Annotated in this window: 9 protein-coding genes; all 9 read left to right on the top strand. The window is 70.9% G+C overall.

Going from position 1 to position 11,668, the window contains the following annotated elements; all coding sequences use genetic code 11:
• Window positions 1-286: 286 nt before the first annotated feature.
• The gene (eccD, locus tag ACFWJ4_RS17860; protein ID WP_380544931.1) at window positions 287-1,744 is read left to right on the top strand and encodes a type VII secretion integral membrane protein EccD; all 1,458 of its coding nucleotides are present in this window, start codon (window positions 287-289) and stop codon (window positions 1,742-1,744) included.
• Between the two features lie 224 nt (window positions 1,745-1,968).
• A complete protein-coding gene (gene rpsO, locus ACFWJ4_RS17855) occupies window positions 1,969-2,259 on the top strand; it encodes a 30S ribosomal protein S15 (protein WP_031072625.1) in 291 nt (96 codons plus the stop codon).
• A gap of 456 nt (window positions 2,260-2,715) precedes the next feature.
• On the top strand, window positions 2,716-4,923 hold the full coding sequence (locus tag ACFWJ4_RS17850) for a polyribonucleotide nucleotidyltransferase (RefSeq protein ID WP_380544928.1): 2,208 nt from the start codon (window positions 2,716-2,718) through the stop codon (window positions 4,921-4,923).
• 140 nt (window positions 4,924-5,063) lie between these two features.
• The gene (locus ACFWJ4_RS17845) at window positions 5,064-6,395 is read left to right on the top strand and encodes a M16 family metallopeptidase (RefSeq protein WP_380545023.1); all 1,332 of its coding nucleotides are present in this window, start codon (window positions 5,064-5,066) and stop codon (window positions 6,393-6,395) included.
• A 32-nt stretch (window positions 6,396-6,427) separates the two neighbouring features.
• Window positions 6,428-7,174 (top strand): 4-hydroxy-tetrahydrodipicolinate reductase, encoded by a 747-nt coding sequence (dapB, locus tag ACFWJ4_RS17840; protein WP_380544925.1) that lies wholly within the window; start codon window positions 6,428-6,430, stop codon window positions 7,172-7,174.
• Window positions 7,175-7,214: 40 nt separating this feature from the next.
• Window positions 7,215-7,673: a tetratricopeptide repeat protein gene (locus ACFWJ4_RS17835; protein ID WP_380544922.1), complete on the top strand. Its 459-nt coding sequence runs from the start codon at window positions 7,215-7,217 to the stop codon at window positions 7,671-7,673.
• Window positions 7,670-8,401 carry an FAD-dependent thymidylate synthase gene (gene thyX, locus ACFWJ4_RS17830; protein WP_359911594.1) on the top strand — a complete coding sequence of 244 codons (732 nt, stop codon included), beginning with the start codon at window positions 7,670-7,672 and terminating at the stop codon, window positions 8,399-8,401. The genes ACFWJ4_RS17835 and thyX overlap by 4 nt, the downstream gene beginning before the upstream one ends.
• 215 nt (window positions 8,402-8,616) lie before the next feature.
• Complete coding sequence (gene dapA, locus ACFWJ4_RS17825; protein WP_359911591.1) at window positions 8,617-9,516, top strand: 4-hydroxy-tetrahydrodipicolinate synthase; 900 nt, start codon at window positions 8,617-8,619, stop codon at window positions 9,514-9,516.
• Between the two features lie 170 nt (window positions 9,517-9,686).
• The gene (locus ACFWJ4_RS17820; protein ID WP_380544919.1) at window positions 9,687-11,372 is read left to right on the top strand and encodes a ribonuclease J; all 1,686 of its coding nucleotides are present in this window, start codon (window positions 9,687-9,689) and stop codon (window positions 11,370-11,372) included.
• Window positions 11,373-11,668: the final 296 nt, after the last annotated feature.

The following is an 11,668-nucleotide window of genomic DNA, read 5'->3' as shown; positions in this document are numbered from 1 at the left end:
GAATCCGGTGGCTGAGGACGCCCCACCCAGCGCAGCCCCCGTACCTTTGCGCAGGCGCCGATCCTAACGGTCGCCCCCGCACCGCCCGCCAGGGCCCGGTACGCACCGGCAGCGGACACGAACCGAACGGGTAGGGTAACGCCGCGCCAACTCGCGGCCCGGCCGGGCCGGTTCCACAGCAACACCGAGCGCCGCCGTGCCTCGGCACCGTCAACAAGGGGGAGCGCCAAGTGCGTCGAAGGATCGAGGTGGGTGCCCTCATGGGCGAGCGCAGCGAGGTGGACGCATGAGCGCCGCCGCGACGGGCTACTGCCGGGTGACCGTCGTCGCCCCGGACCGCCGGATCGACGTCGCCCTGCCCGAGGACGTCCCGCTCGCGGACGTCTACCCCGAAGTGCTGCGCCTGGCCAACCAGAGCCAGCCCGACGGCACCCCCACCGGCTTCCACCTGGTCCGCCGCGACGGCACGGTGCTCGACAGCGGGCTGCCGCTGGCCGCCCAGCAGGTCCGCGACGGCGACCTGCTGGCGCTGCGCCCGTTCGCCGAGTCGCTCCCGCCGGCCGTCTACGACGACGTCGCCGACGCGATCGCCAGCGCCGTCGAGGCCGACCGCCGGTTCTGGACCGCCGAGCTGATGCGCGGCTTCGGCCTGATCGGCGCCGGGGTGCTGCTCACCCTGCTCGGCTTCGCGCTCTGGTTCTCCGACCTGCGCCACGACATGCACGGCCTGCCCGGTGTCCTGGCCGGCGTCACCGCCGTCGTGCTCACGGCGCTCGCCGGGGTGCGCGCCCGGGTCTACCGGGACGCCCACGCGGCCGTCGCGCTCGGCCTCGGCGCGCTGCCGCACGCCATGATCGGCGGCAGCGGCCTCATCGCCGTCGCCCACCCGGGGGACGGCCCCGGCCGGCTCCAGTTCCTGGCCGGCTGCGTCGCCGTCCTGGTGGTCTCCGTGCTGCTGGCGGGCCTGCTGCCGGAGAAGGACGCGGTGTTCGTCGCCGCCGCCCTGGTCTCCACCGCCGGCGCGCTCGCCACCTTCGCGGCCGTCCTGCTGCCGCAGACCCCGGCCGGGCACATCGCCGCCGTCACCGGCGTCGCCGCCGTCGCCGTGGTCGGCTTCCTGCCGAGCCTCTCCGCCCGCTTCGCCCGGCTGCCGGTCGGCTTCAGCGCCCCCGGCCAGACCCGCACCCGCAGCCGCGACTACGACGAGGAGGCCGAGCGCGCCGAGGCCGTCCAGTACGAGCGGATCGCGCACCAGGCCCGCCGCGGCCACGAGGTGCTGGTCGGCCTGGTCGGCGGCTGCGCCGCGGTCGTGGTCGGCGCCTGCGCCGTCCTCGGCTTCACCGACGAGACCTTCCCCGAGCTGCTCGCGCTCGCGCTGGGCCTGACCACCATGCTGCGCGCCCGGCTGTTCCGCTACACCGCGCAGGTGCTCAGCCTCACCGTGGCCGGCCTGCTCGGCCTGAGCCTGCTGATCGTCGGGCTCTCGCTGCACACCCCGCAGTTCTTCCTGCGGGCGGCCGGCTCCACCACCGAGCTCGACCTGCGCACGATCTGGCTGACCGCCTCGATCGCCTTCGGCGCCGCGCTGCTCACCGCGATCGCCCTGGTGGTGCCGCGGCTCGGGGTCTCCCCGTTCTGGGGGCGCATCCTGGACCTGGTGGACAGTCTCACCCTGATCTCGCTCGTCCCGCTGGCGCTCGCCGTCCTGGTCATCTACCGGCTGGTCCGCGGCGCCACCGGCTGACCCGCGGGCCGCCCGCCGCGGCCCCCGATGCCGCCCTCCCGGCCGCCCGCGGATCCACCGGACGGCCGGGTGGGGCGGCACTGGTACGCTTGGCCTCCGAGCGCAGCCGTGTGTCCGCAGCCCCGTCGTGGGCCGCAGGGCGTCGGCGGTGCTCGCGACACCGAGTTCTCGATGAGTCCTGTGCTGTCGACCAGGACCGCTCGGTAGACCCCGAAGGAGTTGCAGTGGCTCTCGCCTCTGACGTCAAGAAGCAGATCTTCGCCGAGTTCGGCCAGAAGGAGGGCGACACCGGTTCCCCCGAGGTCCAGGTGGCCATGCTCTCCCGTCGTATCTCGGACCTGACCGAGCACCTCAAGACCCACAAGCACGACCACCACTCGCGTCGTGGCCTGCTGATCCTGGTCGGCCAGCGCCGCCGCCTGCTGCAGTACCTGGCCAAGAAGGACATCGAGCGTTTCCGTACGCTCGTCGACCGCCTGGGCATCCGCCGCGGTGCCGCCGGTGGCGCCCGCTAAGACCGCCGCTCGGGGCGGCTCCCCACACCGGGGAGCCGCCCCTCGCGCGTATGCCGCGGCGATCGGGCCGCGGCGCCCGCAGATAACAACTCGCGCGCACCTCCCCAGGTGGCCGAGGATTGCACCGTAGGGTTGTGGGCATGTCGGGTGATGGCGCAAACAGCGCGCCACCCGGGCAGAAGGACCCGAACCCCCCCCGCGGGACGAAGGCTTCAAACGGAAGCCGCCCGCATCCGAGAGAGCGTCCAGACGCGGACCGCCCAAGCCGGCCCGGCAGCCGTGAGGCGCCGGTCCTCGGTAGTGGCCGTCGGAACCCCCGCAGACCGAGCGGGGCACTCCGGAGGCTTCGATCGAAGACCGGCCCGACTGCCGCCCTCCTGGCGAGGGCCCGGGGCCCACCGCAGGCAGTACGCGGGGACGCTCTCCCGGAGACGTACGAAAGAGGAGATCTTCCAGGTGGAAGAGAACGTGTTCTACGCCGAGGCCGTGATCGACAACGGTTCCTTCGGCACCCGTACCATCCGCTTCGAGACCGGCCGTCTGGCCCGTCAGGCCGCCGGTTCCGCCGTGGCCTACCTGGACGACGACACCATGGTGCTGTCGGCCACCAGCGCGTCCAAGCAGCCGAAGGAGCACTTCGACTTCTTCCCGCTGACCGTGGACGTCGAGGAGCGGATGTACGCCGCGGGCCGTATCCCCGGCTCGTTCTTCCGTCGCGAGGGCCGGCCCTCCGAGGACGCGATCCTCACCTGCCGCCTGATCGACCGCCCGCTGCGCCCGTCCTTCGTCAAGGGCCTGCGCAACGAGGTCCAGGTCGTCGTCACCGTGATGGCGCTCAACCCCGACCACCTGTACGACGTGGTCGCCATCAACGCCGCCTCCGCGTCCACCCAGCTGGCGGGCCTGCCGTTCTCCGGCCCGATCGGTGGCGTGCGCGTCGCGCTGATCAACGGCCAGTGGGTGGCCTTCCCGACCCACAGCGAGCTGGAGTCGGCCGTCTTCGACATGGTCGTCGCCGGTCGCGTCCTGCCGGACGGCGACGTCGCGATCATGATGGTCGAGGCCGAGGCCACCGACAAGACCATCAAGCTGGTCGAGGGCGGCGCCGAGGCGCCGACCGAGGAGATCGTCGCCTCCGGCCTGGAGGCCGCGAAGCCGTTCATCAAGGTCCTGTGCGCCGCGCAGTCGCAGCTGGCCGCCCAGGCCGCCAAGCCGACCGGCGAGTTCCCGGTCTTCCTGGACTACCAGGACGACGTCCTCGCCGCGCTGAGCGCCGCCGTCAAGGACGAGCTCGCCCAGGCCCTGACCATCCCGGGCAAGCAGGAGCGCAACAACGAGCTGGACCGCGTCAAGGCGCTGGCCGCCGAGAAGCTGCTGCCCGAGTTCGAGGGCCGCGAGAAGGAGATCAGCGCCGCCTACAACGCGCTGACCAAGAAGATCGTCCGCGAGCGCGTCATCAAGGACAAGGTCCGCATCGACGGCCGCGGCGTCACCGACATCCGCACCCTGGCCGCCGAGGTCGAGGCCATCCCGCGGGTGCACGGCTCGGCCCTGTTCGAGCGCGGCGAGACCCAGATCCTGGGCGTCACCACGCTGAACATGCTGCGCATGGAGCAGCAGCTGGACACGCTCTCCCCGGAGACGCGCCGCCGCTACATGCACAACTACAACTTCCCGCCGTACTCCGTCGGCGAGACCGGCCGCGTGGGCTCGCCCAAGCGCCGCGAGATCGGCCACGGCGCGCTCGCCGAGCGCGCCCTGCTGCCGGTGCTGCCGACCCGCGAGGAGTTCCCGTACGCCATCCGGCAGGTCTCCGAGGCGCTCAGCTCCAACGGCTCCACCTCGATGGGCTCGGTCTGCGCCTCGACCATGTCGCTGCTGAACGCCGGTGTGCCGCTGAAGGCCGCCGTCGCCGGCATCGCCATGGGCCTGATCTCCCAGGAGATCGACGGCGAGACCCACTACGTCACGCTGACCGACATCCTCGGCGCCGAGGACGCGTTCGGCGACATGGACTTCAAGGTCGCCGGTACCCGCAACTTCATCACCGCCCTCCAGCTGGACACCAAGCTGAACGGCATCCCGGCGTCGGTGCTCGCCGCCGCGCTGAAGCAGGCCAAGGACGCCCGCCTGCACATCCTCGACGTGATGAACGAGGCCATCGACTCGCCCGACGAGATGTCCCCGAACGCGCCGCGCATCATCACCATCAAGATCCCGGTGGACAAGATCGGTGAGGTCATCGGCCCCAAGGGCAAGATGATCAACCAGATCCAGGAGGACACCGGCGCCGAGATCACGATCGAGGACGACGGCACCATCTACATCGGTGCCGCCGACGGCCCGGCCGCCGAGGCCGCCCGCACCACGATCAACCAGATCGCCAACCCGACCATGCCGGAGGTCGGCGAGCGCTACCTGGGCACCGTGGTCAAGACCACGACGTTCGGCGCGTTCGTGTCGCTGATGCCGGGCAAGGACGGCCTGCTGCACATCTCGCAGATCCGCAAGCTGGCCGGCGGCAAGCGCGTCGAGAACGTCGAGGACGTCCTCGGCGTCGGCGCCAAGGTCCAGGTCGAGATCGCCGAGATCGACCCGCGCGGCAAGCTCTCCCTGATCCCGGTCGTCGAGGGCGAGGAGGCCGGCGAGGCCGCTTCCGAGTGAAGCGCCGCTAGCTGACCCCGCGGCCCGTACGCCTCCCGGCGTGCGGGCCGCACCCCGTTGTCCACGCGTTCGTCCGTACGTGCCCATCCACACGTGCGTTTCCTCTGGAGGTACCCCCCGTGGCGCAGGCCCCGGCGGTAATGCAGCGTCCCGGCACCACCCGGACCCTGCTCAAGGGCGTCGACGGCGCCGGGACGGTACGCCGCACCGTCCTCCCCGGCGGCCTTCGGGTCGTCACCGAGACCCTGCCCACGGTGCGCTCCGCCACCTTCGGCATCTGGGTCGGCGTCGGCTCGCGGGACGAGACCCCGCAGCTCAACGGCGCCACCCACTACCTGGAGCACCTGCTCTTCAAGGGCACCGAGCGGCGCAGCGCGCTGGACATCTCGGCCACCCTGGACGCGGTCGGCGGCGAGATGAACGCCTTCACCGCGAAGGAGAACACCTGCTACTACGCCCGGGTCCTGGACACCGACCTGCCGCTGGCCATAGACGTGGTCTGCGACATGCTCACCGGCTCGCTGATCCGGCCCGAGGACGTGGAGTCCGAGCGCGGCGTCATCCTGGAAGAGATGGCGATGGCCGAGGACGACCCGGGCGACGTGGTGCACGACCTGTTCGCCAAGGTGATCTTCGGCAGCGGCCCGCTCGGCCGCCCGATCCTCGGCACCCAGGAGACCATCAGGACGCTCACCCGGGACCAGATCGCCGGCTTCTACCGCCGCCGCTACCGGCCCGAGAACCTGGTCGTCGCGGCGGCCGGCAACCTCGACCACCGCAAGGTGGTGAAGCAGGTCGAGCAGGCCTTCGCGGCGGTGCTGGCGGCCTCCACCGCGGCCCCCGCGGAGGCCCGCCGCGGCGTCAAGGCGCTGCGCACGGCCGGCCGGGTCGAGGTGCTCAACCGCTCCACCGAGCAGGCCCACCTGGTGCTGGGCGTGCCCGGCGTGCCGCGGCACGACGAGCGCCGCTGGGCGATGGGCGTGCTCAACGCGGCCCTCGGCGGCGGGATGAGCTCCCGACTGTTCCAGGAGGTCCGCGAGAAGCGGGGCCTGGCGTACTCGGTCTACTCGTACTCCTCGTCCTACGCGGACAGCGGCCTGTTCGGCATCTACGCGGGCTGCCAGCCCAAGCGGGTCGAGGAGGTGCTGCGGATCTGCCGCGCCGAGCTGGCCAAGGTGGTCGAGGAGGGCATCACCGAGGAGGAGCTGAACCGGGCGATCGGCCAGATCTCCGGTTCCACCGTGCTCGGCATGGAGGACACCGGCTCGCTGATGAACCGGATCGGCAAGGCCGAGCTCAGCTACGGGCACCACCTGTCGGTGGACGACATGCTGGAGCGGATCGCCGCGGTGACCCTGGAGGACGTCCACGCGGTGGCGCGTGATGTGCTGGGCGCGCACCGGCCGTCGCTCGCGCTGATCGGCCCGGTCAATGACAAGCGGGCCGCCAAGCTCGCCGATCTGCTGGTCTGATCCGCTGATTCCCAGGTGAGAGGAACTTTGCTATGACGCTGCGTGTCGCCGTGATCGGCGCCCGGGGTCGGATCGGCTCCGAGGCGGTCAAGGCCGTCGAGGCCGCGCCGGACATGGAGCTGGTGGCCGCCCTCGGCCGCGGCTCGAAGCTGGAGGAGCTGACCGAGGCCGGTGCCCAGGTCGCCGTCGAGCTGACCCATCCGGACTCGGTGATGGGCAACCTGGACTACTGCCTGGACCACGGCATCCACGTGGTCACCGGCACCACCGGCTGGACGGACGAGCGGCTCGCCACCGTCCGCGGCCGGCTGGCCGAGGCCCCGGAGCTCGGCCTGCTGATCGCCCCGAACTTCTCCATCGGCGCCATCCTCGGCATGAAGTTCTCCCAGATCGCCGCCCGGTACTTCGAGTCGGTCGAGGTGGTCGAGCTGCACCACGACCGCAAGGCCGACGCGCCCAGCGGCACCGCCACCCGCACCGCCCAGCTGATCGCCGCCGCCCGGGCCGAGGCCGGCCGGCCGCCGCAGCAGGACCCGACCACCCACAGCCTGCCCGGCGCGCGCGGCGCCGACGTGGACGGGGTGCCGGTGCACGCGGTGCGGCTGCGCGGCCTGCTCGCCCACCAGCAGGTGATGTTCGGCGACACCGGTGAGACGCTCACCATCCGGCACGACTCGCTGCACCACAGCAGCTTCATGCCGGGCATCCTGCTGGGCGTGCGCAAGGTCGTCGGGACGCCGGGGCTGACCTTCGGCCTCGAACACTTCCTGGACCTGTGACAGTGTCGATCCGAACCGAGCCGACTCCCGGAGGGGCCCGATGACCTCCCGTACCGGTTTCTTCGTCCTGTCCGGCGTGCTGCTGCTGGTCGCCCTGGTCTGCGTGGGCGAGGGCGTCCAGCTGATCGCGACCGGCAAGCCGCTCGGCATCGGCATCGGGATCTGCGCCTTCGTGATCCCGGTGATCGGCGTCTGGTTCCTGCGCCAGACGGTCCGCTTCGGCCGGGACAGCGAGCGGCTGGCCCACGAACTGGAGGCCGAGGGCGGCCTGCCGGTGGACGAGCTGAAGCGCAGCAAGGGCGGGCGGATCGACCGGGCCTCGGCCGACGCGGTGTTCGCCCGCCGCCAGGCCGAGGCACAGGCCGCGCAGGGCGACTGGCGGGTCTGGTTCCGCCTCGCCGTGGCGTACGCCGACGCCGGCGACACCCCGCGCGCCCGCAAGACCATGCAGCACGCCATCAAGCTGCACAGCACCGAACCCGCAAGGAGTAACGCGTGAGCGACGAACCGACGGCCCCCAGCTTCCGCAGCGACGTGACGGTGGAGCTGGTCCGCAGCGCCGCCGCCGACTCGGACGTCATCTGGGCGGCCCGGGTCTCGACCGCGGGCGAGCAGTCCCTGGAGGCCCTCCAGCAGGACCCGGAGAAGTCCAAGGGCCTGATCAACTTCCTGATGCGCGACCGGCACGGCACGCCGTTCGAGCACAACTCGATGACCTTCTTCATCAGCGCGCCGATCTTCGTGTTCCGGGAGTTCCACCGGCACCGCAGCGGCTGGTCGTACAACGAGGAGTCCGGCCGCTACCGCGAGCTGCAGCCGGTCTTCTACGTCCCGGGCGAGGAGCGCAAGCTGGTCCAGCAGGGCCGCCCCGGCAAGTACGAGTTCCACGAGGGCACGCCGGAGCAGCACAGCACCACCACCGGGGCGATGGAGGCCGCGTACCGCGAGTCCTACGCCCGCTACCAGGAGATGCTGGCCGCCGGAGTGGCCCGCGAGGTGGCCCGCGCGGTACTGCCGGTGGGCCTGTTCTCCTCGATGTACGCGACCTGCAACTCGCGCTCGCTGATGCACTTCCTGTCGCTGCGCACCCGGCGGGAGAACTCGGCGGTGCCGTCCTTCCCGCAGCGCGAGATCGAGATGGTCGCCGAGCAGATGGAGGAGCAGTGGGCCCGGCTCATGCCGCTCACCCATGCGGCCTTCGAGAAGCACGGCCGGGTCGCCCCCTGACCTGGGACGACCGGCATACGGGCAGAGTGTCTGGCATGTCTGGATTGCGGCTTATCTAGCCGCTCCCTACATTCGTGAACACGGATTCCGGTGCTGCCCGAACCCCCGAGCGGGCAGCACCGGAATCCCACGTCCGCGCCACCGACGCGCTACACCTGTCCGAACACTGGACCGGCATGGGTAACGCCCCACCGCCTACGAGTAGCTTTGGACGCATGGCTCCGACCTCCACCCCCCAGACGCCGTTCGGCCGGGTCCTGACCGCCATGGTCACCCCGTTCACCGCCGACGGCGCGCTCGACCTCGACGGCGCCCAGCGCCTCGCCACGCACCTCGTGGACTCCGGCAACGACGGCCTCGTCGTCAACGGCACCACCGGTGAGTCCCCGACCACCAGCGACGCCGAGAAGGCCCAGCTGGTCCGCGCCGTGGTCGAGGCGGTCGGGGACCGCGCCCACGTGGTCGCCGGCGTCGGGACCAACGACACCCACCACAGCGTCGAGCTGGCCCGGCAGGCCGAGGCGGCCGGGGCGAACGGCCTGCTGGTCGTCACGCCGTACTACAGCAAGCCCCCGCAGGAGGGCCTGTACCGGCACAACGTCGCCGTCGCCGACGCGACCGGGCTGCCGGTCATGCTGTACGACATCCCGGGCCGCAGCGGGGTCGCGCTGAGCCACGAGACGCTGGTCCGCCTCGGCGAGCACCCGCGGATCGTCGCCAACAAGGACGCCAAGGGCGACCTCGGCGCCGCGGCCTGGGCGATCGCCCGCTCCGACCTCGCCTGGTACTCCGGCGACGACATCCTCAACCTGCCGCTGCTGTCCGTCGGAGCCGTCGGCGTGGTCAGCGTCGTCGGGCACGTGGTGGCCGGGGACCTGCGGGCGATGATCGAGGCCTTCCTGGCGGGCGATGTGGTCAAGGCCACGAGCATCCACCAGCGCCTGCTCCCGGTGTTCAGCGGTATGTTCCGCACCCAGGGCGTGATCCTCGGCAAGGCCGCGCTGGAACTCCAGGGCCTGCCCGCCGGCCCGCTGCGACTGCCGCTGGTCGGAGCGACGCCCGAGGAGATCGAGCGATTGAAGCAGGATCTCGCCGCCGGCGGGGTACACCTTTGACAGACACGGACGTGCGCGCCCCGGCTCGCCGGACCTCCCAGGGTCCGCCGCTGAACCGGTCCGAAGGCGCGAGAGCACAGACCCAGTAGGAAAACGACACTGAGTACGCGCGCCATATGTCTCCAGGGGGAGGACCCCGGGCATATGGCGTGCGTCGTGAGGAGAGTCTTTTGAGCCACCCGCACCCCGAGCTCGGCGCGCCCCCGGCACTGAAGGAGGGCGCCCTCCGCATCACTCCGCTCGGCGGCCTCGGCGAGATCGGCCGCAACATGACGGTCCTCGAGTACGGCGACCGCATCCTGATCATCGACTGCGGCGTCCTCTTCCCCGAGGACGAGCAGCCCGGCGTGGACCTGATCCTCCCGGACTTCAGCTACATCCGGGACCGTCTCGACAAGGTCGACGGCATCGTCCTCACCCACGGGCACGAGGACCACATCGGCGCCGTCCCCTTCCTCCTGCGGGAGAACCCGGACATCCCGCTGATCGGCTCCAAGCTGACCCTGGCGCTGATCGAGGCCAAGCTCGCCGAGCACCGCATCCGGCCGTACGTGCTGGAGGTCAAGGAGGGCGAGCGCGAGCGCATCGGCCCCTTCGACTGCGAGTTCATCGCCGTCAACCACTCCATCCCGGACGCACTGGCCGTCGCGGTCCGCACCCCGGCCGGCATGGTCGTGGCCACCGGCGACTTCAAGATGGACCAGCTGCCGCTGGACGGCCGCCTGACCGACCTGCCGACCTTCGCCAAGCTGGCGGAGGAGGGCATGGACCTCCTGCTGGTGGACTCCACCAACGCCGAGGTCCCCGGATTCATCCCGCACGAGCGGGACATCTCGGCGGCTCTGCGGAACGTCTTCGCGAACGCCGACAAGCGGATCATCGTGGCCTCCTTCGCGAGCCACGTGCACCGCATCCAGCAGGTCCTGGACGCGGCCCACGAGTACAAGCGCAAGGTCGCCTTCGTCGGCCGCTCGATGGTCCGCAACATGGGCATCGCCCGCGACCTCGGCTACCTGAAGGTCCCCGGCAACATGGTCGTGGACGTCAAGCAGCTGGACGACCTGCCGGACAAGGAGGTCGTGCTGATCTGCACCGGTTCGCAGGGCGAGCCGATGGCGGCGCTGTCCCGGATGGCCAACCGCGACCACCAGATCCGCATCGTCGAGGGCGACACCGTCGTCCTGGCCTCCTCGCTCATCCCGGGCAACGAGAACGCCGTCTACCGGGTGATCAACGGCCTGACCCGCTGGGGCGCCAAGGTCGTGCACAAGGGCAACGCCAAGGTGCACGTCTCCGGCCACGCCTCGGCCGGCGAGCTGCTCTACTTCTTCAACATCTGCAAGCCGCGCAACCTGATGCCGGTTCACGGCGAGTGGCGCCACCTGCGCGCGGCCGCCGAGCTGGGCATCGCCACCGGGGTGCCGCGCAACCGCGTGGTCATCGCCGAGGACGGTGTCTGCGTCGACCTGGAGGGCGGCGTCGCCCGCATCGTCGGCAAGGTGCAGGCCGGGTACGTCTACGTGGACGGCTCCTCGGTCGGCGACATCACCGAGGCCTCGCTCAAGGACCGCAGGATCCTCGGCGAGGAGGGCTTCATCTCGGTCTTCGTCGCGGTCGACTCGACCAACGGCAAGATCGTCGGCGGTCCGACCATCCAGGCCCGCGGCTCCGGCATCGACGACAACGCGTTCGTCCCGGTGGCCGCCAAGCTCCAGGAGGCGCTGGACCGCTCGGCGAGCGACGGTGTCCTGGAGCCCCGTCAGGTGCAGCAGCTGGTCCGCCGCACCATCGGCAAGTGGGTCGCGGACAACTACCGCCGCCGGCCGATGATCCTGCCGGTCGTCGTCGAGGTCTGACGCTCGCTCAACACCGGCTGAGGCCGGTTTGACGTGGGGCAACCCGGTGCGTAATGTTCTCCGGGTTGCCCCACGGGACGGCCCCTCGGAAACGGGCTCGAATCTGAATTCGAGAACGACCGGGGAAAACGGACCGAGAAGCTCTGATAGAGTTCGGGAGCGCCGAAAGGCGAAAGCGAATCAAATGAATGAAACTCCGGAAAACGGAGCGGAAAACATCTGATAAGCTGGAAACACGAAAGAACGAAGCCCGGAGGGTCCGCTGGAAGGCGGTCCGAAGGAAGTGTCCGTTCCTT

Origin of the sequence: Kitasatospora sp. NPDC127067 (assembly GCF_042724755.1) — a bacterium.
GTDB lineage: Bacteria > Actinomycetota > Actinomycetes > Streptomycetales > Streptomycetaceae > Kitasatospora > Kitasatospora lactacystinica.
This window is presented reverse-complemented; position numbering and strand designations above follow the sequence as displayed.